This window comes from Aquamicrobium sp., assembly GCF_023954335.1.
Lineage (GTDB): Bacteria > Pseudomonadota > Alphaproteobacteria > Rhizobiales > Rhizobiaceae > Aerobium.
This window is the reverse complement of record NZ_JAMLIE010000002.1, coordinates 103,372-127,803: the sequence shown is the minus strand read 5'-3', so window position 1 is coordinate 127,803 and position 24,432 is coordinate 103,372. Positions and strand designations below refer to the sequence as shown.

The 24,432-nt window shown below is 67.6% G+C and carries 29 protein-coding genes; 22 read left to right on the top strand and 7 right to left on the bottom strand.

Features of this window, described 5'->3' with window-relative positions:
• The first annotated feature begins 137 nt into the window (after nt 1-137).
• The 16 genes from M9945_RS13165 (at nt 138) to M9945_RS13090 (ending at nt 12,261) form a co-directional block, all read left to right on the top strand.
• Complete coding sequence (locus tag M9945_RS13165; protein WP_367944976.1) at nt 138-806, top strand: winged helix-turn-helix domain-containing protein; 669 nt, start codon at nt 138-140, stop codon at nt 804-806.
• Between the two features lie 145 nt (nt 807-951).
• Entirely contained in the window at nt 952-2,238 is a 1,287-nt protein-coding gene (locus tag M9945_RS13160) for a flagellar hook protein FlgE (protein WP_367944975.1), read from the top strand.
• A gap of 34 nt (nt 2,239-2,272) precedes the next feature.
• Nucleotides 2,273-3,724, top strand: coding sequence for a flagellar hook-associated protein FlgK (flgK, locus tag M9945_RS13155; protein WP_367944974.1), 1,452 nt, complete (start codon nt 2,273-2,275; stop codon nt 3,722-3,724).
• A gap of 4 nt (nt 3,725-3,728) precedes the next feature.
• Nucleotides 3,729-4,775, top strand: a complete 1,047-nt coding sequence (locus M9945_RS13150) for a flagellar hook-associated family protein (RefSeq protein ID WP_367944973.1) — start codon at nt 3,729-3,731, stop codon at nt 4,773-4,775.
• A 35-nt stretch (nt 4,776-4,810) separates the two neighbouring features.
• The gene (gene flaF, locus M9945_RS13145) at nt 4,811-5,158 is read left to right on the top strand and encodes a flagellar biosynthesis regulator FlaF (RefSeq protein ID WP_367930643.1); all 348 of its coding nucleotides are present in this window, start codon (nt 4,811-4,813) and stop codon (nt 5,156-5,158) included.
• Nucleotides 5,155-5,589 (top strand): flagellar biosynthesis repressor FlbT, encoded by a 435-nt coding sequence (gene flbT, locus M9945_RS13140; protein WP_367930642.1) that lies wholly within the window; start codon nt 5,155-5,157, stop codon nt 5,587-5,589. The genes flaF and flbT overlap by 4 nt, the downstream gene beginning before the upstream one ends.
• Nucleotides 5,590-5,594: 5 nt before the next feature.
• Entirely contained in the window at nt 5,595-5,987 is a 393-nt protein-coding gene (gene flgD, locus M9945_RS13135; RefSeq protein ID WP_367930641.1) for a flagellar hook assembly protein FlgD, read from the top strand.
• A 69-nt stretch (nt 5,988-6,056) separates the two neighbouring features.
• Nucleotides 6,057-6,323 carry a flagellar biosynthesis protein FliQ gene (gene fliQ, locus M9945_RS13130; RefSeq protein ID WP_367944972.1) on the top strand — a complete coding sequence of 89 codons (267 nt, stop codon included), beginning with the start codon at nt 6,057-6,059 and terminating at the stop codon, nt 6,321-6,323.
• A 125-nt stretch (nt 6,324-6,448) separates the two neighbouring features.
• A complete protein-coding gene (flhA, locus tag M9945_RS13125; RefSeq protein WP_367944971.1) occupies nt 6,449-8,536 on the top strand; it encodes a flagellar biosynthesis protein FlhA in 2,088 nt (695 codons plus the stop codon).
• A gap of 20 nt (nt 8,537-8,556) precedes the next feature.
• Complete coding sequence (gene fliR / locus M9945_RS13120) at nt 8,557-9,315, top strand: flagellar biosynthetic protein FliR (RefSeq protein ID WP_367944970.1); 759 nt, start codon at nt 8,557-8,559, stop codon at nt 9,313-9,315.
• A 2-nt stretch (nt 9,316-9,317) separates the two neighbouring features.
• Nucleotides 9,318-9,722 (top strand): hypothetical protein, encoded by a 405-nt coding sequence (locus tag M9945_RS13115; RefSeq protein WP_367930637.1) that lies wholly within the window; start codon nt 9,318-9,320, stop codon nt 9,720-9,722.
• Between the two features lie 80 nt (nt 9,723-9,802).
• Nucleotides 9,803-10,342, top strand: coding sequence for a rod-binding protein (locus M9945_RS13110; RefSeq protein WP_367944969.1), 540 nt, complete (start codon nt 9,803-9,805; stop codon nt 10,340-10,342).
• 48 nt (nt 10,343-10,390) lie between these two features.
• Entirely contained in the window at nt 10,391-10,786 is a 396-nt protein-coding gene (locus M9945_RS13105; RefSeq protein ID WP_367930649.1) for a hypothetical protein, read from the top strand.
• Nucleotides 10,783-11,286 (top strand): hypothetical protein, encoded by a 504-nt coding sequence (locus tag M9945_RS13100; protein ID WP_367944968.1) that lies wholly within the window; start codon nt 10,783-10,785, stop codon nt 11,284-11,286. The genes M9945_RS13105 and M9945_RS13100 overlap by 4 nt, the downstream gene beginning before the upstream one ends.
• Nucleotides 11,287-11,504: 218 nt before the next feature.
• Nucleotides 11,505-11,786, top strand: a complete 282-nt coding sequence (locus M9945_RS13095; protein ID WP_367930634.1) for an SCP2 sterol-binding domain-containing protein — start codon at nt 11,505-11,507, stop codon at nt 11,784-11,786.
• Nucleotides 11,787-11,937: 151 nt separating this feature from the next.
• The gene (locus tag M9945_RS13090; RefSeq protein WP_367944967.1) at nt 11,938-12,261 is read left to right on the top strand and encodes a hypothetical protein; all 324 of its coding nucleotides are present in this window, start codon (nt 11,938-11,940) and stop codon (nt 12,259-12,261) included.
• 40 nt (nt 12,262-12,301) lie between these two features.
• Here M9945_RS13090 and M9945_RS13085 read toward each other — a convergent pair whose 3' ends face one another.
• The 3 genes from M9945_RS13085 to M9945_RS13075 form a co-directional block, all read right to left on the bottom strand.
• Complete coding sequence (locus tag M9945_RS13085; protein ID WP_367944966.1) at nt 12,302-12,868, bottom strand: GNAT family N-acetyltransferase; 567 nt, start codon at nt 12,866-12,868, stop codon at nt 12,302-12,304.
• Nucleotides 12,869-12,998: 130 nt separating this feature from the next.
• Nucleotides 12,999-14,132 (bottom strand): ornithine/lysine decarboxylase, encoded by a 1,134-nt coding sequence (odc2, locus tag M9945_RS13080; protein ID WP_367944965.1) that lies wholly within the window; start codon nt 14,130-14,132, stop codon nt 12,999-13,001.
• 519 nt (nt 14,133-14,651) lie between these two features.
• Nucleotides 14,652-15,284, bottom strand: coding sequence for a TetR/AcrR family transcriptional regulator (locus M9945_RS13075; protein ID WP_367944964.1), 633 nt, complete (start codon nt 15,282-15,284; stop codon nt 14,652-14,654).
• 89 nt (nt 15,285-15,373) lie between these two features.
• Between M9945_RS13075 and M9945_RS13070 the strand changes: the two genes are divergently transcribed.
• From M9945_RS13070 to M9945_RS13055, 4 genes are all read left to right on the top strand, one after another.
• The gene (locus tag M9945_RS13070) at nt 15,374-15,868 is read left to right on the top strand and encodes a DUF1772 domain-containing protein (RefSeq protein WP_367944963.1); all 495 of its coding nucleotides are present in this window, start codon (nt 15,374-15,376) and stop codon (nt 15,866-15,868) included.
• Nucleotides 15,869-15,913: 45 nt separating this feature from the next.
• Nucleotides 15,914-16,813: a LysR family transcriptional regulator gene (locus M9945_RS13065; RefSeq protein ID WP_367944962.1), complete on the top strand. Its 900-nt coding sequence runs from the start codon at nt 15,914-15,916 to the stop codon at nt 16,811-16,813.
• Nucleotides 16,814-16,927: 114 nt separating this feature from the next.
• Nucleotides 16,928-17,572, top strand: a complete 645-nt coding sequence (locus M9945_RS13060; protein WP_367944961.1) for a DUF1007 family protein — start codon at nt 16,928-16,930, stop codon at nt 17,570-17,572.
• A 2-nt stretch (nt 17,573-17,574) separates the two neighbouring features.
• Entirely contained in the window at nt 17,575-18,627 is a 1,053-nt protein-coding gene (locus M9945_RS13055) for a nickel/cobalt transporter (protein WP_367944960.1), read from the top strand.
• On the opposite strand, the gene M9945_RS13050 is transcribed toward M9945_RS13055, so the two are convergent.
• From M9945_RS13050 to M9945_RS13040, 3 genes are all read right to left on the bottom strand, one after another.
• A complete protein-coding gene (locus M9945_RS13050; protein ID WP_367930625.1) occupies nt 18,628-18,834 on the bottom strand; it encodes a hypothetical protein in 207 nt (68 codons plus the stop codon).
• Complete coding sequence (locus M9945_RS13045; protein ID WP_367944959.1) at nt 18,834-19,562, bottom strand: GNAT family N-acetyltransferase; 729 nt, start codon at nt 19,560-19,562, stop codon at nt 18,834-18,836. Before M9945_RS13045 ends, M9945_RS13050 begins: the two co-directional genes overlap by 1 nt.
• A gap of 308 nt (nt 19,563-19,870) precedes the next feature.
• On the bottom strand, nt 19,871-20,590 hold the full coding sequence (locus M9945_RS13040; RefSeq protein WP_367944958.1) for a tellurite resistance TerB family protein: 720 nt from the start codon (nt 20,588-20,590) through the stop codon (nt 19,871-19,873).
• A gap of 191 nt (nt 20,591-20,781) precedes the next feature.
• Here M9945_RS13040 and M9945_RS13035 point away from each other — a divergent pair, with 191 nt between their 5' ends.
• Together M9945_RS13035 and M9945_RS13030 are read left to right on the top strand one after the other, a co-directional pair.
• On the top strand, nt 20,782-21,666 hold the full coding sequence (locus M9945_RS13035) for an N-acetylmuramidase domain-containing protein (RefSeq protein WP_367944957.1): 885 nt from the start codon (nt 20,782-20,784) through the stop codon (nt 21,664-21,666).
• A 93-nt stretch (nt 21,667-21,759) separates the two neighbouring features.
• On the top strand, nt 21,760-22,410 hold the full coding sequence (locus M9945_RS13030) for a 2-dehydro-3-deoxy-phosphogluconate aldolase (RefSeq protein WP_367944956.1): 651 nt from the start codon (nt 21,760-21,762) through the stop codon (nt 22,408-22,410).
• Between the two features lie 70 nt (nt 22,411-22,480).
• Here the strand turns inward: M9945_RS13030 and M9945_RS13025 are convergent, their stop codons facing one another.
• On the bottom strand, nt 22,481-24,364 hold the full coding sequence (locus tag M9945_RS13025) for a DUF882 domain-containing protein (RefSeq protein ID WP_367944955.1): 1,884 nt from the start codon (nt 24,362-24,364) through the stop codon (nt 22,481-22,483).
• Nucleotides 24,365-24,432: the final 68 nt, after the last annotated feature.

Below are 24,432 nucleotides of genomic sequence, written 5' to 3'. Positions count from 1 at the left end.
GGATGCGGCAGCCCCCGTTCCCGGCCTCCCACGCGACTCCCAAAAAACTATCCACAAGAATTAGTGGTTGCCCGAGATTCCCCCGGCCGGATACCCCTTTATCCACAGAACGGATCAACTGATTCGAGGGCGGGCCGATGATAGTGATAGTGGACGAGCGCGAGCTCGTAACGAACGGATATAATTCTCTTTTCAACCGGGAAGGCGTTGCCAGCGCAGGGTTCGCGTCGAGCGAATTCAGCGACTGGGTCTCCAGCGCGCCGGAAGACGACCTGAGGTCGGTGCGCGCCTTCCTGATCGGCGAATGCTCCAGCGAATTCGTGTGTCCGCGTCGCATCCGCGACCGCAGCACGGCGCCGGTCATCGCGCTCAGCGAGCAGCACTCGCTCGAGAACACGCTGCGGCTTTTCGAGTCCGGCGTCGACGACGTGGTGCGCAAGCCGGTCCACATCCGCGAGATTCTGGCGCGCATCTCCGCGATCAGCCGCCGCGCCCAGGACGAAAAGCCGTTCTCGGAATTCGGCGCGCTGCGCATCTTCATGGACGGCCGCGACCCCGAGATCGAGGGCACGCCGCTGCCGCTGCCGCGCCGAGAGCGCCGCATCCTCGAATTCCTCGCCGCCAATGCCGGCCGCCGCGTCACCAAGAACCAGGTCTTCAACGCGATCTACGGCATCTTCGACGAAGACGTCGAGGAGAACGTCGTCGAGAGCCACATCAGCAAGCTGCGCAGGAAGCTGCGCGAGCGGCTCGGCTTCGACCCGATCGATTCCAAGCGGTTCCTCGGCTACCGGCTGGTCGCCTGATGCGCCCAGCGCCGCGGCCCGGAAACGGGCGCCCGTTCTCCGCGGCCGGCTCTTTATTTCCACTCCGGTTCGATCAGAACAGCCTCACGCAAGACACGGCGCATAGCATTCGTCCGAGCGGTTTGAATCTCGAGGAGATACCCATATGAGCCTCTACGGAATGATGCGCACCGGCGTTTCGGGCATGGCGGCGCAATCGACGCGCCTTGCCACCGTCGCCGACAACATCGCCAATTCCGGCACCAACGGCTACAAGCGCGCCAGCGTGGAGTTCTCCTCCCTGGTCATCCCCAACGCCGGCACCAACTACGTTTCCGGCGGCGTCGCCACCACCATCCGCTACGCCATCTCGCAGGCGGGCAACACCCAGTACACCACCTCCGGGACCGACCTTTCCATCAAGGGCAACGGCTTCTTCGTGGTGGAGAACTCCAACGGCCAGCCGTTCCTGACCCGCGCCGGCTCGTTCGTCCCGGACAATGAGGGCCGCCTCGTCAACGCCGCCGGCTTCTACCTCCTCGGCTACAGCTACGAGAACGGCATCCCGAGCCCGGTGGCCAACGGCTATGCCGGCCTCGAGCCGGTCCGCATCACCAACAACGAGCTGCAGGCGACGCCGACCACGCTGGCCAACTATTCGGCCAACCTGCCCTACACCGCCGACGTCGTGGCGGTGGCCGGCCTGCCCTCGACCAACGATCCGAACGCCGAGTTCACCGCCAAGCGCTCGCTCGTCGTCTACGACAATGTCGGTCAGGAAGTGCTGCTCGACATCTTCTTCACCCGGACCGGCACCGCCGATCCCGCAGCCATCCCGCCGACCAACGACACCTGGGAAATGTCGGTCTTCTACCAGCCGAACGCGGCCGCGACGACCTCCTTCCCCTACAGCCAGCCGGCGCTCCAGACCGTGTCGCTGGAGTTCGACGGCTACGGCAAGCTCATCGGCCCGGCCTCGGTGAACATCGACCTTTCGGGGCTGAACGGCGAGATGATCGAGATGGACCTCTCGGGCATGACCCAGCTCGCGGCCGAGTTCACGCAAGGCGACGTCGGCAGGAACGGCAACGGCCCGGCCTCGGTCGACGGCGTCGTCATCGGCACGGACGGCGTCCTCTACGCCCAGTACGCCAACGGCTCGACCGCGCCGCTCTACCGCCTGCCAATCGCGACGGTGCAGAGCCCGGACCAGCTCCAGGTGCTGCCGGGCAACGTCTTCGCCGTCGGGCTGGAGTCGGGCAACGTGCAGATCGGCTTTCCCGGGTCGGGCGGCCTTGGCGACATCATCTCCGGCTCCGTCGAGAACTCCAACGTCGACATCGCCGAGGAGCTGACGAACATGATCGAGTCGCAGCGCAACTACACGGCGAACTCGAAAGTCTTCCAGACAGGGTCGGACCTGATGGACGTTCTGGTCAACCTCAAGAGGTAAGCGGCCGCCGCGGCGGACACGCAGCAGGGAAAACATGTCTCTTTCGACCGCACTGAGCATTGCGCAGAACTCGCTTCTGAATACCCAGCGCCAGACCAGCGTTGTGTCGAAGAACATGGCGAACGCCTACAACGCCGACTATGCGCGGCGCACGGCGATCATATCGAGCCTTGCCCCGGGGGCGCAGGTCGCCTCCATCGCCCGCGCCACCAACACCGCCCTGTTCAGGCAGAACCTGTCGGCGATCTCCGGCTGGACGGCGCAGAGCGCGATCGTCGACGGGCTGGACCGGCTGCAGACATCGGTGAACGGCGTCGACAACGCCTCATCGCCCGCGGTGCTGATCGGCAAGTTGCAGGAAGCCCTGCAATTCTACGCCTCGACGCCGTCGAACCGCACGCTGGCCGAGAACACGGTGGAGGCGGCGCGCCAGCTCGTGCTCGGGCTCAACCAGGGAACGAGCGCGATCCAGGCCTTCCGCACCGACATGGACGGCCAGATCGCCACCGCCGTCGGCGAGCTGAACCAGCTTCTCGCCGACTTCAAGTCCGTCAACGACGAGATCATCAAGGGCACCGCCTCCGGCCGCGACGTCCTCGACAGCCTCGACCGGCGCGACGCGCTGCTGAAGAAGATTTCCGAGATCGTGCCGATCTCGACCATCTCGCGCAGCGGCGGCGACACCATGATCGTCACTGCCGACGGCAGCACTCTGTTCGAGACCATTCCGCGCTACGTGCATTTCGAGCGAACGCCCGCCTACGGCGCGGCGACGCAGGGCAACAACGTCTATGTCGACGGCGTTCCGCTGTTTTCCGCCACGGGCGCCAACACCACCGCCTCCGGCTCCCTCGCGGCCATGGTCCAGCTGCGCGACGAGTACGCCAATGGCATGCAGCTCCAGCTCGATGAGATCGCGCGCGGCCTGATCACGGCCTTCGCCGAGGTCGATCCGGGCAACCCCGCCGACGTCCGGGCGGGCCTGTTCACCTCGCTCAGCGTCGCGCCCGCGATTCCGGCCGGCGGGACGGTCCTGACCGGCCTTGCCGGCGAGATCAGGCTGAACGCGCTGATCGACCCCACCCAGGGCGGCGATCCGCTGCTTCTGCGGGACGGCGCGAACTTCGACTACAACCCGGCGGACCTCGCCAGCTTCAGCGACAGGCTGCGCGGCTACGCCGAGCGGCTCGACGCACAGGACAGCTTCGTCTCCGTCTCGGGCACGATCGTCGGCCAGAGCCTGACCTCCTATTCCGCCTCCATGGTCGGCTGGCTCGAGGACGCGCGCAAGACCGCCGCCGGCGCCGCCGAGACCAAGAGCGCGCTGGTGATCCGCTCCAGCGAGGCCCTCTCGAACATCACCAGCGTCAATGTCGACGAGGAAATGGCGCTGATGCTCGAGCTCGAGCACTCCTATTCCGCTTCGGCCAAGATGTTGCAGGTTGTCGACGAAATGCTCCGGACGCTTCTGAATGCGGTGAGATGACGCCATGAAAGTCTCTTTCGTTTCCTCCCAGGCAATCTCGCAGGCGATGCGCTACCAGACGTCGCGCCTGCAGTCCGATCTCGTCAAGGCGACCAAGGAAATGAGCACGCTGCGCGTCGCCGACACCGGCCTCGCGCTCGGCGCCCGCAGCAGCATATCGGTTTCCCTCCATCGCGAGATCGACCGGCTGAACGGCATCATCGACTCCAACGAGCTCGCCGCCACGCGGCTGAAATCGACGCAGATCGGCCTCAAGGAGCTGACCGAGGCCGCCAGCGATCTGCTCGCCAACTATTCGACCGCGCTGACGGACGCCGTCGACCCGACCATCGTCCAGCAGCAGGCGGAAAAGGTGCTGGCGCTGATGTCGTCGGTACTGAACACCAACCTCAACGGCGAGAACATCTTCGCCGGTATCAACACCGACGCGAAGCCGCTCAACGATTTCCTCGATCCGGCCTCGCCCAACAGGGTCGCCTTCGACGCCAGCTTCGCGGCGCATTTCGGTTTCCCTGCCGACGATCCGGCAGCGGCCGGCATCACGTCCGCCGACATGGACGCCTTCCTCGTCTCGATCGAGAGCCAGTTCCTGGGCGCGGGATGGAGCCTCGACTGGTCGCAGGCCACCGACCAGACCATCACCTCGCGGATCACGCTGACGGAGACGGCCCAGACATCGGTGTCGGCGAACATTCCCGGCTTCCGCAAGCTCGCCATGGCCGCCGCCACCGTGGCCGCCACCTTCAGCGGCCCGCTCAGCGACGAGGCGCGCATCGCCGCCGTCGAGCACGGCATCAGGTTTCTCGGCGAGGCGATCACCGACCTGGCCAACCAGCAAGGCTACACCGGCGTGACGGAACAGCGCCTAAGCCAAGCCAGCGAACGCATGTCGACGCAGATCGACCTCTTCACCGGCAGCATCCACGATCTCGAGGGGATAGACGAGTTCGAGGCGGCGGCGAAGGTGACGAACCTCAAGACCCAGCTGGAAATCTCTTATTCGCTGACCGCCAGCATGCAGAAACTGAGCCTGCTCAACTACCTTTCGTAAGCCGGCACTTGCTGTAAATACCGCACGGGGACGCCATGTATCAATTCTCTTATGCCGAAGTTCAGTCCGACTCCGTGGCCGACGCCAAGGATCGCGAGCGGCAGATCCTGACCCGCTCCATCGATCTTCTCGTGGTCGCGAAGGACAAGGGCGTCCCTTCCGTCGAGGCGGCCCAGGCCATCCATTTCCTCAACCGGGTGTGGAGCACCTTCATCGAGGACCTCGGCAGCGAGGAGAACGAACTGCCGCAGGAGCTGCGCGCCAACCTGATCTCGATCGGCCTGTGGCTGCTGCGCGAGGCCGAGGAAGTCCATCAGGGCCGCTCGGACAATTTCGAGGGCCTGATCGAGGTCTCGCAGATCATCCGCGATGGCATTCAATGAAAAACACCCTGAAGATCACCCTCAAGGCCAACGAGAAAATCTACATCAACGGCGCCGTGCTCAAGGTCGACCGGAAGGTATCGCTCGAGCTGCTCAACGACGTGCAGTTCCTGCTCGAGACCCACGTCCTGCAGCCCGAAGCCGCCAACACCCCGCTGAAGCAGCTCTACTTCATCGTCCAGATCATCCTGATGAACCCGCAAGGGGCGTCGGAAGCGCGCGAGATGCTGCGCAAGTCGATGCCGCTGCTGCTGGCGACCTTCAGCGACGAGCACATCCTGGCGATGCTCAAGAACATCGACCGCATGGTGAATGAAGGCGATGTGTTCGAGGCCCTGAAGGCGCTGCGCGGCCTGTTCCCGCGCGAGGCCGCCATCCTCGAAAGCGGCGCGATGCAGCCTTCCCCTCTCGTCCTCACCGCAGCGGAGTAGACGCCATGAACGTTCCGGCCATCGGCAATACGACGAACGCGGCGCAGAGCGCCGCCGGCAAGGCCCAGACCGTCGACTACCAGTCCTTCCTGCGCCTCCTCGTGGCCCAGATGAAGAACCAGGACCCGACCTCGCCGATGGAATCCACCGACTACGTCGCGCAGCTGGCGACCTTCAGCCAGGTGGAGCAGTCGGTGCAGATCAACAGCAAGCTCGACGGCATTCTTCAGGCCTCGACCTTCGCGCAGGCCGGCGACCTGATCGGCCGCGAGATCGAATCCGCCGACGGCACCATCAAGGGCACCGTCGAGAGCGTGCGCCTCTACAGCGACGGCATCATGGCCAGGCTCGAGGACGGACAGGAACTGCCCGTCTGGGCGGGCGTCGTCATCCGCTGATCCACCAGAGCAATTCCCGGAAAGGTGCGAAGCGGTTTTCCGTCCGGAATTGCGAAGAGAAAGAAAACGATGAACGAGGCCGATGCACTCGACATCGCCCAGTACGCGATCTGGACCGTCCTCGTGGCATCGGGGCCGGCGGTCGCGGTGGCGATGTTCGTCGGCGTCGGCATCGCCTTCATGCAGGCACTGACGCAGATTCAGGAAATCACCCTGACCTTCGTGCCCAAGATCGTCGCGATCCTGCTGACGGTCGCCTTCTCCGCGCCCTTCATCGGCGCCCAGATCGCCAGCTTCACGACGGTGATGTTCCAGCGAATAGAAACGGGATTCTGAGCGAATAGCGAATAGGGAGTAGCGAATAGGGAAAGCGCCGCGGCTTGGAGAACCCTATTCGCTATTCCCTATTCGCTATTCGCTCATCTCATCCTCGCGCAAGGTTCGCGCTCTACTCTCCCGCCATGGCGCTCATCGAAACAGCATCCCCCATCACCGCCCGCAACTACGGCCGCGACGTCGCGCTGGCGCTGGGCGTGATCGTCATCCTGTCGATCCTGTTCCTGCCGATCCCGGCCTTCCTGATCGATTTCGGCCTTGCCCTCTCCATCGCGGTCTCGGTGCTGATCCTGATGGTGGCGCTGTGGATGCAGAAGCCGCTCGACTTCACCTCGTTCCCGACGGTGCTGCTCATCGTCACCATGCTGCGGCTCGCGCTCTCCATCGCCACGACGCGCGCGATCCTGTCGCACGGCAACGAGGGCGTCGACGCCGCGGGCTACGTCATCTCCGGCTTCTCCAGCCTCGTCATGGCTGGCGATTTCGTCATCGGCCTGATCGTCTTCCTGATCCTGATCGTGGTGAACTTCATCGTCATCACCAAGGGCGCGACCCGCATCGCCGAGGTCGGCGCGCGCTTCACGCTCGACGCCATCCCCGGCAAGCAGATGTCGATCGACGCCGACTTGTCCGCCGGCGTCATCGACGACAAGCAGGCGCAGCTCCGCCGCCGCGAGCTGGAGGAGGAATCCTCCTTCTTCGGCGCCATGGACGGCGCGTCGAAATTCGTGCGCGGCGACGCCATCGCCGGCCTCATCATCACCGCCATCAACATCGTCGGCGGCATCGCCATCGGCTACACCCGCCACGGCATGGGCATGGCCGAATCCGCCGACGTCTTCGTCAAGCTGTCGGTGGGCGACGGCCTCGCCACCCAGATCCCGGCGCTGATCGTCTCGCTTTCCGCCGGCCTCGTCGTCTCCAAGGGCGGCACGCGCGGCGCGACCGACGAGGCCGTGTTCGGCCAGCTCGGCGCCTATCCGCGCGCGCTCTCGGTCTCGGCGCTGCTGCTGTTCGGCATGGGCCTGATGCCCGGCCTGCCGATGCTTCCCTTCTTCGCACTCGGCCTGGCCATGGCGGCCATCGCCTACGCCATCCCGCTCCAGCGCCGCAAGAAGCTCGCCGCCGAGCAGGAGGTCGAGCAGAAGGCGGAAGCCGCGAAGGTCGAGGAGGAGAAGCAGTCGATCAAGGCCTCGCTGAAGACCGCCGAGATCGAGCTGCTGATCGGCAAGCAGCTTTCGACCAAGCTCCTGACCTCGCATCAGGAGCTCGCCTTCCGCATGGGCAAGATGCGCAAGAAGTTCGCCACCCAGTACGGCTTCGTCGTGCCCGAGGTGAAGCTGACCGACGATTTCTCGATCCCGCCGAAGAACTACCAGATCAAGATCCACGGCACCGTCGTCGCCGAATACCAGATGCGCGTCGGCGAGGTGATGGTGCTGCTCGGCAACGGCGCGCTGCCGCAGGTGCCGGGCGAGGAAGTGCGCGAGCCGGCCTTCGGCATGCGCGCCTATTCGGTGTCGGAGATGTTCGCCGAGGACCTGAAGCGCGACCGCTTCACCTTCGCCGACAACATGTCGGTGCTGCTCACCCATCTGTCGGAGGTGATCCGCAACAACCTGCCGCAGCTTTTGTCCTACAAGGACATGAAGGCGCTGATCGAGCGGCAGGACCAGGAATACCGCAAGCTGATCGACGAGATGTGCACCTCGCACATCTCCTATCCCGGCTTCCAGGCGGTGCTGAAGCTCTTGCTCGCCGAGCGCGTCTCGATCCGCAACCTGCACCTGATCATCGAGGCCATCGCCGAGATCGCGCCGCATGTGCGCCGCACCGAGCAGATCGTCGAGCACGTGCGCATCCGCATGGCGCAGCAGATCTGCGGCGACCTGACGGAGGGCGGCATCCTCAAGGTGCTGCGCCTCGGCAACCGCTGGGACCTCGCCTTCCATCAGGCGCTGAAGCGCGACGCCAAGGGCGAGATTCGCGAGTTCGACATCGACCCGCGCCTGCTCGAGGAGTTCGGCAACGAGACCTCGAAGGCGGTGCGCGCGCATCTCGACGCCGGCGAGCGCTTCGTGCTCGTCACCGCGCCGGACGCCCGGCCCTATGTGCGGATGATCGTCGAGCGCCTGTTCGCGACGCTGCCTGTCCTGTCCCATGTCGAGATCGCGCGCGGCGTCGAGGTCAAGGTTCTCGGCTCCATCTCCTGACGCGGGAACGGCGCGCCGCCATGCTCCAGAACCTTTCCCTCGAAACGGTCGTGCTGGCGGCGTTCCTCGCCTTCTGCCGCATCGGCGCCTGCTTCATGCTGATGCCCGGCTTCGGCAGCGCGCGCATCGCCATGCATGTGCGCCTGTTCGTCGCCATCGCGGTCACCTGGGCGCTGCTCGCCCATCTGTGGGACGCGATCGTCCCGCATGTGCGCATCGAGACGGCCGCCATGCTGCTGCTCATCGCCTCGGAGCTGATGATCGGCGCGACCATTGGCCTCGTCACCCGGCTCTATACGCTGGCGCTCCAGTTCGCCGGCGCAGTCATCGCCATGACCGGCGGCTTCGGCGGCATGGCCGGCTCGTCGGTCGACGAACTGGAGCCGCAGGCGCCGCTGACCGTCCTCATCACCACCAGCGCCCTGCTCCTGCTGTTCGCGCTCGATTTCCACCACGAGGTGCTGAAGGCGCTGGTCGCCTCCTATCAGGTCGCACCGATGGGGCGGTTCTTCGACGCGCAAGGGGCGCTGATCGACCTCGCCGACACGGTCTCGCAATCCTTCTACCTGACATTGCGCCTCGCCAGCCCGTTCATCGCCTACGCCATCCTCGCCAACCTCGCCATCGGCTTCGTCAACAAGCTGGTGCCGCAGATCCCGGTCTATTTCGTCTCCCTGCCCTTCATCATCGCCGGCGCGCTGATCCTGCTCTATTTCGGCATCGGCATCATGCTGTCGCTGTTCGGCGACGGCTTCCTGCCGACCACCATAGGGCGCTGACGATGACGCCGCGCTCCGACCGCCTCAAGCGTCTCGTCAGGCTGCAAAGGCAGATTAAGGCGCTGCACGAGACCCGCCACGCCACCCACCTGTCGCAGGCGGCGAACGCGCGGCAGGAGGCGGCCGAGTTGCTCGAAGCGCTCAACGCCGCCTCGCCGCTGCCGGGCCTGTTCCCCGATCTCTACAACCGGCGCATCGGCGCGGCCATGGGGCGCGAGACCGAGGCGATGGCACAGGCGGACATCGAGGCCGGCCGCGTCGCGACCGCCACCGCGCGCACCAACATCGTCGAGCGTGCCTGGCGCGACGCCGCGCGCCTCGAGGAGCGCGAGGCGGCGGAGAAGGAGACGCTGGAGAATGTCGAGCGCGGCGCGCTGCCGGGCCCGAAGAGCGACAAGGCCAAATAGGGGGCAAGGCCAAGTAAGCCTGCCACAAGCTTATTCGGCCATAGTCGGCGCATCAGATCAACGTGTCGGGAGTTCGACGCTTGGCAATCGCAACCGCAGGCGACCTGATACTGGACGTGGTTCGGGCGGCCGATCCCGCCGCCGCCGAGGCCGCCCGGGCAAAGCTCGCCTCCCTCTCCGCCAAGGTGGAAGGGGTGAAGTTCGACCCCGCGGCCGCAGGCGCCGACGCCCCGCGCGGCAAGGCCGCGACGCCGGAAGCCTTCGCACGCTTCGAGGCCATGGTGCTGCAATCCTTCATCCAGACCATGCTGCCGGCGGACACCGAATCCGTCTATGGCGGCGGCATGGCCGGCGAGATGTGGCAGTCGATACTGGCCGAGCAGCTCGGCACCACCATCGCCAGGCGCGGCGGCATCGGCATCGCCGAGCGCGTCCTGCGCGATCACTATGTCGCCGACGATGAGAAAGTTCCGGTCCAGGGCGTCTCGGCCGATCCAGGCAGGCCCGCCCTCGACGAGCAGCGCCTTCTGTCGACCGCGCTGATCTACGAGATCCAGCGCCGGGTCGCCGATACGCTCGACCAATGGCAACCGTCTTCATCCGATACCGAAACCCGATAGCCCCACGAGTGAGATGAGAACCATTCCATGCCCGAAGCCGCGGATTTCATGCAGCCATCCGACCCCGACGACGACAAGGCCGGAACTTCGCTCATGAACCTCTCCGCCATCATCGGCCGCATCGAGGAGGCCGTGGACACCGAGACCACCTCGATCCGCACCGACACGCGCTTCGACATCAAAGCGTCGAACGCCCGCAAGAGCCGCTATCTCTACGAGCTGAACAAGGCGATCTCGTCGCTGCGCGGCGCCGTGCTCGGCGAGGAGCAGCGCGCCGGCATCGTGCGGCTGCGCGACAAGCTGGCGCATAACGAGGCCGTCATCCGCGCCCATCTGAGCGCCGTCGCCGAGGTCGCCGCCCTGATGCAGGACGCGATCCAGCGCGCCGAGGCCGACGGCACCTATTCGGCCGACGAGTTCGGCCGGGAAGCGAGCCCGGCATGATCAAGTTCATCGTCGCCGCGCTCTGGATCAGCGTCGCGACGACGGGCGCGCTCCTGTTCGCCTTCCAGTCCTCCCAGCCGGAGGAGACGGTGGAGGGCGCCGAGGCCACTCCCTTCAAAGGTCTCGACTACGTCAAGACCGGGATCATATCGGTGCCGGTCTTCGACAAGGGCCGCGTCCACGGCTACTTCCTCGCCCGGCTGGTCTTCGTCGCCGAGGGCAAGCGGCTGGCGGCGCTGAAGCTGCCCGCCGAGGCGCTGCTGTCGGACCATGTCTACGACCATCTCTTCGCCAATCCCGAGATCGACTTCACCCGCCGCGACAGTTTCGACGTCGACGCGTTCCGCGAGACCGTGCGCACCGGCGTCAACCAGCGGCTGGGCGAGGAGCTGATTCGCGAAATCCTCGTCGAGCAGATCGACTATCTTCCCAAGGACGAGGCCGGATCGAGCTCCGTGCGCGCGCCCGAAGGCGCGGCCAGCCTGCCCGCCGCCCACTGAGCTGTCCTTCTTCGCGCATTCGCTCCCTGCGACGCGTCCGCCGCAGGGTCGATAGGACGCGCTTGCGCCCATCGCATCACCGCCACATTGTCGGCTAGACTGCGCGCTCCTGTCCGGTCGGCCAGGAGCATATCACGTTGACGTAAACGTCAATTTCTTGCTAACTGGAACCGTCCAGCAACTGCGGCAGCAAGCGCCGCCACGAGGGGAGAATTTCCATGAGCCTTGACGCCATTGCAGCCAAGATCGGCGAGCGCGTTGCAGCAACCGGGTTCGACAGGTCGGTCAAGTTCGACCTCGGCGACGACGGTGTCATCCTGATCGACGGCCAGAAGGTCTCGACCGAGGACGGCGCGGCCGACTGCACCATCACCATTTCCCGCGACGATTTCGAGGCGCTGACCGCCGGCGAGCTGAACCCGACCATGGCCTACATGCAGGGCAAGCTGAAGGTTGCCGGCGACATGACCATCGCCATGCAGCTGAGCCAGGTCCTCTGATCTCAGGCAACGGGGCCGGGTCGTTTCGCGACGACCCGGCCCGCGCCCGCAAGGCGATGATTTTCCCGTGCTTTCGGCTCCCGGCGGCTTTTGGCGCCCCCGTGCATGCGCTAGACATGATGCGCATTCGCCCCTTCGGAGCTTATCCCTGATGATTTCCCTGAAGCATCTGCCGCTCGCGGCGGCGGCGTTCCTCGTCGCGGCCCCGGCCATGGCGGAGGATCTCGTCTTCGAGTTCAGCAACGACAGCAGCTTCGCCATCGTCGAGCTCTACGCCTCGCCGCCGGATGTGGACGAATGGGAGGAGGACATTCTCGGTCTCGAAATCCTCGGCCCCGGCGAGGTCGCGCGCGTCACCATCCGCGACGGCCGCCGCGCCTGCGAATACGACCTGCGGATCGTGTTCGAGGACGGCGACGAGATCACCGACACCGCGGATCTGTGCGAAACCGAAAGCTACACGGTCGACGATTGAGACGGACGAGCCGGGCGTACACCGCCCGGCCTCTGCCTGTTCAGGCGGCCCGCGCCAGCGGCGCGAGCCTCGCTTTCCGGCCGGTGGCGACCAGCGTGCCCGACGCGTCGTCGAGCGCGCCTTCCTTGAGTTCGAGCGCCAGGAACCGCTCGCGCTCGTAAGGGCCGGGCATGGCGAGCCTGCCGGTCTTTTCCGCGCCGAAGCCGAAGCGCGCATAATAAGGCGCGTCGCCGACGAGCAGGATCGCAGCGTGGCCGAGCCGGCGCGCTTCCTCGACCGCATGGCGCATCAGCGCCGAGCCGATGCCGGCGCTCTTCATTGCCGGATCGACCGCGAGCGGGCCGAGAAGGAGCGCAGGTATGCCGCCCTCTCCCGCCCGTACGTCCCACAGGCGCACGGTGCCGACGACGCTGCCCGCCTCGTCGACGGCGACCAAGGCCAGCCCTTCGGAGGGCCGGCGGCCGCGCCGCAGGCGATGCGACGCCTTCCGGCGCCAGTTCGGCCCCATGGCGCGGTCGATGAGCGCATCGCGCGCGGGCGCGTCGCCAGCCGTCTCGGCGCGCACGGCGATGACCGGGCCCGGCTGGCGGGCCGTCTGCTCGTTCATGTCCGTAATCCTTCCCGCTAGAGCATTTTGCAGCCGGACGGAATCGTCCGGCGTTGCATAAATGCGGCTAAAGAAAAGAAGCTGGAGCAGCGGAAACCGCGTTCGTCAGAACGCCCGCCGCTCCAGCGCGTCAGATCACGTAGGCGCGCAGCGGCTCGAAGCCGTTGAACGCCACCGCCGAGTAGGTCGTGGTGTAGGCGCCCGTGCCCTCGATCAGCACCTCGTCGCCGATGGTCAGCGAGACCGGCAGCGGATAGGGCGTCTTCTCGTAGAGCACGTCGGCCGAATCGCAGGTCGGGCCGGCGAGGATGCACGGCTCGGTCGCGTCGCCGTCGCGCGGGGTCGCGATGGGGTAGCGGATCGCCTCGTCCATGGTCTCGGCGAGACCGCCGAACTTGCCGATGTCGAGATAGACCCAGCGCACATTGTCGTTGTCGGCCTTCTTCGAGACGAGGACCACCTCGGCCTTGATGACGCCGGCATTGCCGACCATGCCGCGGCCCGGCTCGATGATCGTCTCGGGGATGCGGTTGCCGAAATGGCGTGACAGCGCGGAGAAGATCGCCTCGCCATAGGCCTGTGCCGCCGGCACGTCGCGCAGGTAGCGCGTCGGGAAGCCGCCGCCCATGTTGACCATGCGCAGGCGGATGCCCTCGGCCGCCAGCGCCTCGAACACCATCTTGGCGTCGCCGAGCGCGCGGTCCCAGGCGGTCAAGTCCGTCTGCTGCGAGCCGACATGGAACGACACGCCATAGGCGTCGAGGCCGAGCGAAGCGGCATGGCGCAGCACGTCAACCGCCATCGCCGGCACACAGCCGAACTTGCGCGACAGCGGCCACTCGGCGCCCTCGCCATCGGTCAGCACGCGGCAGAACACGCGCGCGCCCGGCGCGGCGCGCGCCACCTTGTCGACCTCCTCGACGCAGTCGACGGCGAAAAGGTCGATGCCGAGCTCGTGGGCGCGGGCGATGTCGCGCTCCTTCTTGATGGTGTTGCCGTAGCTGATGCGCTCGGGCGAGGCGCCGGCCTCCAGCACCATCTCGATCTCGGCGACCGAGGCGGTGTCGAAGGACGAGCCGAGGCCGGCGAGCAGGCGCAGGATCTCGGGCGCGGGGTTGGCCTTGACCGCGTAGTAGATCTTCGACTGGGGCAGCGCCCGCTCGAACGCCACGTAATTGTCGCGCACCACGTCGAGATCGACCACGAGGCACGGGCCGGTGGGACGTCGGGTGGCGAGGAAATCGAGAATGCGCTGGGTGGCCATGGTGGTTCTCCGCATCGTTCCGGCGCGGGCTTGGCCCGCATGAGGATTCAAGGCTGCGGGCGATGAGCCCGCGGTGGGACAAAGGACGCGGAAGGCGAATCAGGACCCAGCCGGTGGAAAAGCCGGACCGCGAAACGCGCTGCCACGCGAACGATGGGAACCCGCCTTGCGGCGAAAACCCGCTTTGTCTGCCTTGGCTTGGATGGGAGAACCCCGGTCCGCACTGCCGGCAATGAAGGTGTGCCTCTTCAGTAACCCCGGTCTATGGACGACCGGCAAGCACCAGAAAGGCCCGCACCGTCGTTGCTTCAAGGTGTCCTCGGATCAGCGGTTGGCCGTCTGACCGACTGGAGGGGTTAGCTCCAGGTACCTTACCGATTACCTCACCGAACGAGGCTACGGCGGACACCCACAGGCACGTGCGACTTTGGGCAAGCGCGATATAAGGATAAGTCCTAGGATAATCAATGGAAATTTTGTGAAATTTCCGTGACGCCGCGCGGCCGGCGAAGAAGCTCGTCAGCCCGCCGCGCAAAGCCGCAGGAAGGCTGAAAAAGCGGCCTGCGCCCTCGCCTCGATCTCGGCTTCCGAAGGTTCGGCCGCGACCCGGGTGACGCGGCGCACCTGCATGTCGCCGATGAGGAGCGCGATATACCATTCGACCGCCTGCGCCGCCGAGGGCGCGCGAATCGACCCCGCCTCCATCGCCCGCCCGGCGAGCGCGCCGAGAAGCGGCGCAACCGCGTCCCGGCCGCCGGCGGCGAGCGCGCGGCCGAGCTCGCCCGTCTCGTCGGCCGCCGCCGCGCGGTTCAGAGAGACGGCCCGCTCGCCGAGCAACATGCCGAGAAGCAGCGGCGCGACGCCGCGCAGCCCGGCGAGCGCGTCGCCCTCGCCCGCGACCGCCGCCTCCAGCATCGCCCGTATCGCGCGGGCGTTGTCCTCGACCATGCGCGCGAAAAGCCCGCGCTTGTCGCCGTAGCGCCGATAGAGCGTCTCATTCGAGACTTTCGCCGCCTTGGCCACGGCCAGCATCGACGTCGCCCCGTAGCCGCGCTCGGCGATCAGAGCATGGGCGGCCGCGAAGATGCGCGCCTCCCGCTCCTGCCAGGCCCCGCCCCTACCCGTCCCACCCTTACCGTCATTGCCAGCCATGCACGCGATTCCCGGATTGACGAAAAACGTACACAGATGTACGCATCAACTATCGTACATATCTGTACACTTCATTCATGGAGCCCACAATGCCTGCGCTGCTGACGGCGATGTCCATCGCCTCCATCCTTTTCTCTGGGGCGATCTTCGGCTTCTTCTATGCCTGGGTCTGCTCGACCATGTGGGGGCTGGACGCGGCCGACCCGCGCATCGCGATCGCCGCCATGCAGGCGATGAACGCCTCGGTGAGCAACGTCGCCTTCGCCCCCGCCTTCTTCCTCACCCCGGCGGTCACGGCGCTCACCGGCGTCGTTGCCCTTATGTACCGGCGCAAGGATGCAGCGCTCTGGTTCTTCGCCGCAGCCGCGACCTATCTCGCGTTCGGCCTCGTCCTTACCGCGACGGTCAACGTGCCGATGAACGAGGCGCTGGCGCGCGAGGCCGTGCCGGACGACATCGAGGCGGCAAGGCTGATCTGGGACGCCTATTCGCAGCCCTGGCAGGTCTGGAATCTCGTCCGCACGGTGGCGTCGGGCGTCGCGCTCGTCTTCTGTGCGATCGGCTTGATCCGAGCCAAAAAATGAACGACATTCGTCTCCTCGTTTCCGATCCGCGAACGAAGAGACAGCATGGACACCCTGACGCGCATGCGCGCCTTCATCGACGTCGTCGAGGCCGAGGGCTTTTCCGCCGCCGCCCGCAAGATCGGCCGCTCAAAGGCGCTTCTGTCGAAATATGTCCGCGAGCTGGAGGACGAGCTCGGCGCGCTGCTGCTCAACCGCACGACGCGCCAGTTCTCGCTGACCGAGGTCGGCCACACCTATTATCGCCGCGCCTCCGAGATCGTGCGCGAGATCGACAGCCTCGCCGACACGGTGCGCGATTCCTCCGGCGACGTGCGCGGCCGCATCAGGCTGACCGCGCCGCGCACCTTCTCCGACGCGCCCATCGGCCAGTCGCTGATCGACTTCTCCAAGGAACATCCCGACGTGGTGCTCGACATCCATCTCGACGACCGCTTCGTCGATCTGGTCGAGGAGGGCTACGACCTCGCCATCCGCATCACCCGGCTCGAGGATTCCTCGATGATCGCCAAGCGGCTCGCCCCGTTCTCGCTGAAGATATGCGGCTCGCCCGACCTCATCGCCCGCACCGGCCGGCCGGAAAGGCCGCAGGACCTGTCGCGCATGCCCTGCATCGTCGACACCAACGGCCGCTGGCTGTCGAACTGGCCGTTCATGCGCGAGAACGGCGAGATGTTCTCGGTTCCCGTCTCCGGCCCGCTCGAGGCCAACAGCCCGCTGACGACGCGCGCGGCGGCGATCGCCGGCCTCGGCTTCGCGCCGCTGCCCGACTTCATCGCCAAGCCGGCGCTGGAGAGCGGCGAGCTGGTCTCGCTGCTCGACGACTGGGTGCCGCGCGGCGGCGGCATCTTCGCCGTCTATCCGCACCGCCGCTATCTGCCGGTCAAGATCAGGGTGTTCGTCGACTTCCTCGCCCAATGGTTCAGGAAGCACGAGGCCGACTGAGGCCTGCGGCGGATTGGCCGCGCGCGGCCGCCCAAGCGCCCCAGTTTCGCCCCGATTTTGCCGATGCTGCACACGACCGAACCCAAGGGACGGGCTGAGTTGAAACGATCCACCATGCGAGCACTTCTTGCGGCTTTCGTCGCCGGCCCCGCGCTGGCCCCCGCCGCCGCGCTCGCCCACCCGCACGTCTTCGCCGAGGCCAACCTCGAGGTCGCCGTCGACGCCGCGGGCAATGTCGAGGCGCTGCGCCACGTCTGGCGCTTCGACGACCTGTTCTCCTCGACCGTGCTGATCGAATTCGACACCAATGCCGACCTCAAGCTCGACTCGGCAGAGCTGGAGCAGGTCGGCAAGGTGATCCACGAATCGCTGGCCGAGTTCGGCTATTTCCAGTTCGTCACCGTCAATGGCCGCGACATCGAGATGCAGCCCCCCGAGCGCATCATCGCCGATTTCCAGGACAGCCAGTTGATCATCCTGTTCGAATCGCACCCGACCGCGCCGCTGAAGCTCGACGGCACCACCGGCTTCGGCGTCTACGACCCGACCTTCTACACCGCCATCGACTTCTTCGAGGACGGGAACCTGACCGTGAGCGGCTTGCCGACCGGCTGCACCCGCGCCGTCGTCCGCCCCGATCCGGACGAGGCCATCGCCATGAACCAGCAATCGCTGACCGACGCCTTCTTCGACGATCCTTCCGGCAACGACATGAGCAAGATCTTCGCCACCCGGCTCGAACTGACCTGCGAGGGCTGAGGATGAAAGTGAACAAGACCGCCATGCGCGTCGTTTTCGCAACTCTCGCGCTGACCTACGTGCTGACCCATTTCCTCGGCCATGCCCACGCGCAGAGCTCGCTCGGCATCGGCGCCAGCGAGGCCACCCTGCCCTCCACCGGCCTGTTCGCCGGCATCTTCAACTGGATCAACGCGCAGCAGCAATCCTTCTATCGCGCGCTGTCGGGCGCGATGCGCGGCATGCGCGACGGCAATGGCGGCGCATGGCTGCTGGCCGGCCTCTCCTTCGCCTATGGCGTCTTCCACGCCGCCGGGCCGGGCCACGGCAAGGCGGTGATCTCGTCCTACATGCTGGCCAACGAGGTGGCGCTGCGGCGCGGCGTCCTTCTGTCCTTCGTCTCGGCCGTGCTTCAGGCCGTCTCGGCCATCGTGCTGATGGGCGCGGTGTTCCTGATCCTGCGCGGCTCGTCCGTGTCGATGACCGACGCCACCCGCTTCCTCGAAATCGCCTCCTACGTGCTGGTCACGGTGTTCGGCGCATGGCTGCTGTGGCGCAAGGCGGCCCCGGCGCTGCGCCGCCTGTTCATCGGCGCGCCGGCGCACAGCCTGTCCTCGGCCCATGCCCACGACCATCACGACCATGCCGGCGCCTGCGATCACCACGACCACGCGCATCACCACCATCACGAGCATGACGAGAGCTGCGGCTGCGGCCATTCCCACGCCCCGGACCCCAAGCTGATCTCGGGCGAGCGGTTCGACTGGCGCACTGCCTGGGCGGCGGTTCTTGCCGTCGGCCTGCGCCCCTGCACCGGGGCGCTGATCGTGCTGTCCTTCGCCTTCCTCAACGGGCTGTGGGTGGCCGGCATCGCCTCGGTCTTCGCCATGGCGCTGGGCACCGCCATCACCGTCTCGACGCTGGCCGTCCTTGCCGTCACGGCCAAGAACTGGGCCGTGGCGCTGGCCGGCGACGGCCGCATGGGCAACCGCGTTCACGCCGGCATCGAGATCGCCGGCGCGGCCTTCGTCTTCCTGCTGGGGATCACGCTGCTTTCGGCGAGCCTCGTGGCCTGATCATTCCCCCTTGCGGCGCTGGCTGCGTCCGCGCAGCCAGAACACGCCGAAGAAGGCGAGCACGAACAGCGCCGCCGCCGCGCCGCCGGCGTAAGGCGACAGGCCGCCCAGCCACAGCACGATCGCTGGCATGTAGAAGCCGATGACGCCGAAGCCGAGAAGGATGATCGCGGCGGCGACCGCGGCGTTGCGGGTCGAGCGATCCATCAGCCTGCTCCGTCTTGCTTCGCCGCAATCGCGGCCTTGATATCCTCGAGCCGCGCCTTCTGCCCGCCCTGCGCATCGAAATTCTCCGGCGCGAGCCACGCCTCGAACGCGGCGCGGATGACCGGCCAGTCCTTGTCGACGATGGCGAACCAGGCGGTGTCGCGGTTCAGGCCCTTGACCACCATGTGCTGGCGGAACACCCCTTCGAAGGTGAAGCCGAAGCGCAGCGCCGCCCGTTTCGACGGCGCGTTCAGATCGTTGCACTTCCACTCGAAGCGGCGATAGCCGAGCGTGTCGAAGGCATGGCGGGCGAAGAGATAGAGCGCCTCGGTGGCGGCCGGGCGGCGCGCCACCGGATCGTTCCACAGGATGTTGCCGATCTCGATGACGCCGTGCGTCGTGTCGATGCGCATGAGGCTCTGCCGGCCGCCGACGCGGCCGCTCGCCTTGTCGATGACGGCGAAATGCAGCGGGTCCTCGCTCGCCGCCACCTTCTCCAGCCACGCCTGGAAGGCGGCGCGGTCGTCCGGCGCGGTCTCGAAGAGCCAGCGGAAACGGTCGTCGGCGTCGGCCGTGCGCGAGGCGGCGTAGAGCCCGTCGCCGTGGCGCTGCGGGTCGAGCGGCTCCAGCCGCACGTAGCGCCCCTCGATCGCCGCCCGCGCCGGCCGCTCGCGCGGCGTCCATCCCGCCAGCCGCTCGCGCGGCGTCCATCCATTGAGATCGCTCATCGAAACATCCCGTGCCAAAGGAAGGGCAAAACCGGGCCGAGCTTTCCCACCGCCGGCCCGCGGGGTCAAGCGCCAGCCGCCCTGCCGGCATGCGCCAGCGACGAACTCGAGAAGAAGGGGGAAGAGGCGGAAAGAAAGGGCGACCGGTTGCGGTCGCCCTCAGTTAGCGGATCGGCCTGGGAGGAGGAAAGCCTTTCCGGATTGATTAAGATTGAACCCGATTCGTTAACCAAAGGTTGACGAAGATAGCCGGCTGCCTCAAGCCCGATTTCTGGCATGCCAGATTTCACGGCACCGCCGGCGCGGGGTCAGGCGAGCGACGCCTCCTCGGCCTTGGCCGCCGCGACCGTCGATTCGATGTGGTCGACCAGCGCGTCGGGCAGCCGCAGCCGGCCGGCGAGCAGGTCGAGATAGCCGCGCTCGGCGCGCGTTCTCGGCTCGATGGCGATCCGCGAGGCGGTGTAGAGCTCGGCCTTCTGCGCGTCTGTCTGGGCGGCGGCGACGAGGCCGTCGAGATCGACCGGCTTCTCGAGCTCGGCCATCAGGAAGGCTTCCGCCTCCTCGCCGATGCCCGACAGGTGCAGCTTGTCGGCGATGCGCACGCGCTCGGCATCGTCGATATGGCCGTCGGCGCGCGCCGCGGCGATCATCGCCCGGGCGATGACCAGCGCGAACTCGGCCTCGCCCTGCGGCGCCTGCGCCGGGTCGAAGGCGGTGTCGGCCGGAGGCGGCAGCAACTCCGGCTCGCCGGCCTGCTGGCCCGCGCCCGGCTCCGCGCCCTTCGAATAGTTCTGGTACGCCTTGTAGGCGAGGCCGGCGACGGCGGCGAGACCGCCGAGCTTCAATGCCGAGCCGGTGACTTTCCGGCCCGTGCCGGTGCCGAGGAGGATGGCGGCGAGCGCGCCGGCGGCCAGCGGGTTGTCGCGCGCCATCTGCGCCGCCTGGCCGGCCTTGTCCCTCACGGTCGATTCGGTTCCCGGCACTTTCGCGCCCAGAAGGTCGTCCAGCAGCGCCTTCGGATCGAGCATCCTTGCCTCCTTCGTTCGGTTTCGGCGATTTCGCTCTCGCCGGTCTTTCCAAGACCCGTCGCAGATAGGCAGGCAAGCGCGACAATACAATGTCGGCAAGACGATGTTAGCGTGTCCGCCGCCGTCCGCTTTATCCACGTCCCGCGCTGCCGCGCCACAATGGCGTTTTGCCGATGGAGGCGGACAGGCGCATGCTCGACACGATGTTGATCAGGGAAATCGAGACAGCCGCGGCGAGGCTCGGCGTGGAAGCGGCCGCCCTCGCCGCCGTCGCCGACATCGAAAGCGGGCTGAAGGCGCACGCGCCGGTCGACGGCCGGGCCGAGCCGCTGATCCGCTTCGAGGGCCATTATTTCGACCGCCGCCTTGCCGGCCCCGCCCGCGAGGAGGCGCGCCGGCAGGGGCTTGCCGCGCCCGAGGCCGGCAAGGTGAAGAACCCGTCCTCGCAGGCGGCGCGCTGGACGCTGCTTGCCCGCGCCGCGGCCATCGACCGCAAGGCGGCCTGGGAGTCGACGTCATGGGGTCTCGGTCAGGTGATGGGCGCGCACTGGGCATGGCTGGGCTATGCGAGCGTCGATGCGCTGGTCGCCGAGGCGCGCGGCGGCGCCGGCGGCCAGTTGCGGCTGATGGCGCGCTACATCGACAAGGCCGGGCTCGTCCCCGCCCTCGGCGCCCGCGACTGGGCGACCTTCGCGCGCGGCTACAACGGCCCCGGCTTCCGCCGCAACGATTATGACGGCAAGCTCGCCCGCGCCCATGTGCGCCATGCCGCGACGTTCCGGGCGAGCCCGGCCGTCCTGCCCTCCACCGTCCTGCGGCGTGGCGCGCGCGGCGCGGCGGTTGCCGCCCTCCAGACGGCCCTGACGGCGCGCGGCCACCCGCTGGCCGCCGACGGCATGTTCGGCCCCGCGACAGAGCGGGCCGTGAAGGCGTTCCAGAGCCGCGCCGGACTCGTCGTCGACGGCATCGCCGGCCCCGCGACCATGGCCGCGCTCGGCCTCGGCCCGGCTGCCGGAAAATCCCGCAGCTGGCTGCTTTCCATCTTCGCGTGGCTGTTCGCCCCGCGCGGCGGATGACGCCGCCAACGTGGACAGCCGCCCCTTGCCCTGCTAGAGCGGCGGCAGGCTAAATCGATTGAAGGCCATGTTGAACGACGAGGAAATGCGGCAATGACAAGCGGCGCGCAGAAGACGCAAGACCTGCTCGGGATCATGACCGCGCAGCCCGTCATCCCGGTCCTGAAGATCGCGAATGTCGCGGATGCGGTTCCGCTCGCCCGCGCGCTTGCCGCCGGCGGCCTGCCCGCCATCGAGATAACCCTGCGCACCCCCGCCGCGCTCGACGCCATCCGCGCGGTGGCGGCCGAGGTTCCCGAGGCCGTCGTCGGCGCGGGCACCATCCTCGATGCGCGCCAGTTCGACGCGGCCGCGGCCGCCGGGTCGCGCTTCATCGTCAGCCCCGGCTTCACCCCGCAGCTCGCCGCCGCGGCGGCGAACAGCCGGGTGCCGCTGCTGCCCGGCGCGATCACGCCGGGAGAGATCATGGCGGCCGCCGAGGCGGGCTATTCGATCCTGAAGTTCTTCCCGGCCGTTGAGGCGGGCGGCGCGACCTTCCTCAAGGCGCTCGCCTCGCCCTTCGCCGGCAACCGCTTCTGCCCGACGGGCGGCATCGGCCCGGCCAATGCGGCGGACTATCTCGCGCTGGACAATGTGGTCTGCGTCGGCGGCTCGTGGGTCGCACCCGACACGCTGGTCGCGGCGGGAAAGTGGGACGAGATCACCGACCTCGCCCGCGGAGCGGCGGCGCTGAAGCGCGCCTAGAGCAATTCCAGGAAAAGCGCGAAGCACTTTTCCGTCCGGAATTGCGTGAGAACAAAGATTTGGATCGCTCTCAGTTCGTCGCGAACTTCGCCACCGACAGGAAGGTGACGGCCTTGCCCGAGAAGCGGGCGGGATCGGGCGCGGGAACGCCCTGCGAGAAGCCCTGCGTATAGACCGCCTGCGGCGCGCTGCGCACAATGGCGTGCGCCGTGGCCGGGTTGGCGGTGCCGCCGGCCGTGGTCACGCTCACATCGCGCATGAAGGCGAAGCGGGCGACGTCCTGCTCCACCGGCACGACGACCGGCTTCGGCTCGCTGCGCGCCACCTGCCCGGCCTGCGGCCGCGCCGACTTGGTCGTGGTGCGGACGCCCGAATGCAGGGCCTCGGCCGCATCGGTGCCGGCCGGACGGCCGAGCACGGCGACGCGTGGCGATGCGCCGTCCGCTGCCGCGCCGCGCTCCTGGCGCAGCCGGACGGGAACGGGAACCTCGACCAGTTCGGGCCGCGCCGCGGGCGCAAGGTTGGTGTCCGGCAGGGCCGCGAGCGCGAACACCTGGCCCGCGACCGGCGCTTCCTCGCCGGCGGGCACGGAATCGGAGGCGACATCGGAGGCCACCTGCGCCTGGGCGGGTGCTTCGGCCGTGCCGAGCCGCGGCCGCAGCGTCGGCACCGGCGGATTGATCACCACGTCGGCGCGGGCCTGCGCGCCGGAGGCGGCGAGCATCTCGGCGATGGCGTCGGAGCCGCCGCCGCGCGTCTGCTCGCGGGCGATGGCGGCGACCGGGAAATTCGCGCCCGCTTCCGGCTCGGCCGCAGCGGTGCGCAGTTCGGGCGTGTAGTCGGGCCGGCGGGTCGGCAGCGGCACGGAGGCGACAGCGAACGCCTCTTCGGCGGCCGGCGCGGGCACGTCCGCGGCAGGCGTCGGCAGGCCGGGCACCAGCGCCGCCCGTGCCGGCGCACCGACATCGATCAGCGGGCGCGGCGCGACGCCGGGCAGCGGCGCATTGCGCTCGGGCAGCGCCGCGACGATGGTCTCGGACGGCTCCTGGCGGCGCGTTGCCGGCGCGGGCTGGGCCGGGGCGGGAGCGGCCGCGACCGCAGCCGGCGCCGCCGGGCGCATCATCGCTTCCGAATTGTCCTCGTCCTCGTCGGCACCGCCGCGGAACAGCGCGGCAAGCAGGCCGCCGCCCTTGCGGGAGGCGCGCTCGACTTCCTCGGCGCGCGGCTGGGCGCTGGCGATATGCACCGCGCCGCCCGACTTCTTGCGCGCCTGGTAGGCGGCGAGCGCCTGGTTGTAGCCCGGCAGCGGCTTGCCATCGGCCGGCAGGTGCATGGTCTTGCCGTTCGGGAACAGCGCCATCAGCTCGCTGCGACTCATGCGCGGCCACGAGCGGACGTTGCCGACGTCGAGATGGACGAAGGGCGCGCCGGACTTTGGATAGTAGCCGACGCCGCCGCCCTCGACCTTGAAGGCCGCCGCGCGCAGCTTCGACAGCGGCACGCCGGGAATGTAGAAATCCATCGCCTTGCCGAGCATGTGCTGGCTCTTCTGGGCGACGCCGGACGAGCGGTTGCGCAGCATGGCGTTGGTCGCCGGCGACCGGTACGCCGAGACGACGTGGATGTGGTCGCGCGCGCCGACGGAGCGATAGACCTCCCACACGAGGTCGAGCAGGCGCGGATCCATGTTGGCCGGCTCGTTCTTGCGCCAGTCGCGCAGGAAGCGGTTGATCTGCTTCAGGCCGGCCTGATCGTAGCGCCCGTTGCGCTTGTAGACGATCTCCGCCCGCTCCTTGGTGTGGATGAAATAGAGCTTGAGACTGCGTGTCTCGGCGCTGGCAGGCGCCGCGAATGCAAGGGTTGCCACCACGGCTGCGAGGAATGCTCCCAGCCATTTGCGCTGGATGATCCCCTCGAACCGCCGTCCCGTTTCCGATCGTGCAAGAATGCTCAAAACCCGTCGCCTCGTAGGCTGGCCCTGCGGCTGCGTTGGTTGTCCCCGGAACAAAAGCCCGGGCTTCA

Bases quoted from the DNA above. Each gene is read 5' to 3' on its own strand.
- fliQ (WP_367944972.1), top strand. From the start codon at position 6,057: ATGAACGAGGCCGATGCACTCGACATCGCCCAGTACGCGATCTGGACC.
- M9945_RS13065 (WP_367944962.1), top strand. From the start codon at position 15,914: ATGGACACCCTGACGCGCATGCGCGCCTTCATCGACGTCGTCGAGGCC.
- fliR (WP_367944970.1), top strand. From the start codon at position 8,557: ATGCTCCAGAACCTTTCCCTCGAAACGGTCGTGCTGGCGGCGTTCCTC.
- flgK (WP_367944974.1), top strand. From the start codon at position 2,273: ATGTCTCTTTCGACCGCACTGAGCATTGCGCAGAACTCGCTTCTGAAT.
- M9945_RS13075 (WP_367944964.1), bottom strand. From the start codon at position 15,284: ATGGCTGGCAATGACGGTAAGGGTGGGACGGGTAGGGGCGGGGCCTGG.
- flbT (WP_367930642.1), top strand. From the start codon at position 5,155: ATGAAAAACACCCTGAAGATCACCCTCAAGGCCAACGAGAAAATCTAC.
- flhA (WP_367944971.1), top strand. From the start codon at position 6,449: ATGGCGCTCATCGAAACAGCATCCCCCATCACCGCCCGCAACTACGGC.
- M9945_RS13100 (WP_367944968.1), top strand. From the start codon at position 10,783: ATGATCAAGTTCATCGTCGCCGCGCTCTGGATCAGCGTCGCGACGACG.
- M9945_RS13045 (WP_367944959.1), bottom strand. From the start codon at position 19,562: ATGAGCGATCTCAATGGATGGACGCCGCGCGAGCGGCTGGCGGGATGG.
- M9945_RS13115 (WP_367930637.1), top strand. From the start codon at position 9,318: ATGACGCCGCGCTCCGACCGCCTCAAGCGTCTCGTCAGGCTGCAAAGG.
- M9945_RS13095 (WP_367930634.1), top strand. From the start codon at position 11,505: ATGAGCCTTGACGCCATTGCAGCCAAGATCGGCGAGCGCGTTGCAGCA.
- M9945_RS13070 (WP_367944963.1), top strand. From the start codon at position 15,374: ATGCCTGCGCTGCTGACGGCGATGTCCATCGCCTCCATCCTTTTCTCT.
- M9945_RS13050 (WP_367930625.1), bottom strand. From the start codon at position 18,834: ATGGATCGCTCGACCCGCAACGCCGCGGTCGCCGCCGCGATCATCCTT.
- M9945_RS13090 (WP_367944967.1), top strand. From the start codon at position 11,938: ATGATTTCCCTGAAGCATCTGCCGCTCGCGGCGGCGGCGTTCCTCGTC.
- flgD (WP_367930641.1), top strand. From the start codon at position 5,595: ATGAACGTTCCGGCCATCGGCAATACGACGAACGCGGCGCAGAGCGCC.
- M9945_RS13105 (WP_367930649.1), top strand. From the start codon at position 10,391: ATGCAGCCATCCGACCCCGACGACGACAAGGCCGGAACTTCGCTCATG.
- M9945_RS13085 (WP_367944966.1), bottom strand. From the start codon at position 12,868: ATGAACGAGCAGACGGCCCGCCAGCCGGGCCCGGTCATCGCCGTGCGC.
- M9945_RS13030 (WP_367944956.1), top strand. From the start codon at position 21,760: ATGACAAGCGGCGCGCAGAAGACGCAAGACCTGCTCGGGATCATGACC.
- odc2 (WP_367944965.1), bottom strand. From the start codon at position 14,132: ATGGCCACCCAGCGCATTCTCGATTTCCTCGCCACCCGACGTCCCACC.
- M9945_RS13055 (WP_367944960.1), top strand. From the start codon at position 17,575: ATGAAAGTGAACAAGACCGCCATGCGCGTCGTTTTCGCAACTCTCGCG.
- M9945_RS13035 (WP_367944957.1), top strand. From the start codon at position 20,782: ATGCTCGACACGATGTTGATCAGGGAAATCGAGACAGCCGCGGCGAGG.
- M9945_RS13150 (WP_367944973.1), top strand. From the start codon at position 3,729: ATGAAAGTCTCTTTCGTTTCCTCCCAGGCAATCTCGCAGGCGATGCGC.
- flaF (WP_367930643.1), top strand. From the start codon at position 4,811: ATGTATCAATTCTCTTATGCCGAAGTTCAGTCCGACTCCGTGGCCGAC.
- M9945_RS13040 (WP_367944958.1), bottom strand. From the start codon at position 20,590: ATGCTCGATCCGAAGGCGCTGCTGGACGACCTTCTGGGCGCGAAAGTG.
- M9945_RS13060 (WP_367944961.1), top strand. From the start codon at position 16,928: ATGCGAGCACTTCTTGCGGCTTTCGTCGCCGGCCCCGCGCTGGCCCCC.
- M9945_RS13160 (WP_367944975.1), top strand. From the start codon at position 952: ATGAGCCTCTACGGAATGATGCGCACCGGCGTTTCGGGCATGGCGGCG.
- M9945_RS13165 (WP_367944976.1), top strand. From the start codon at position 138: ATGATAGTGATAGTGGACGAGCGCGAGCTCGTAACGAACGGATATAAT.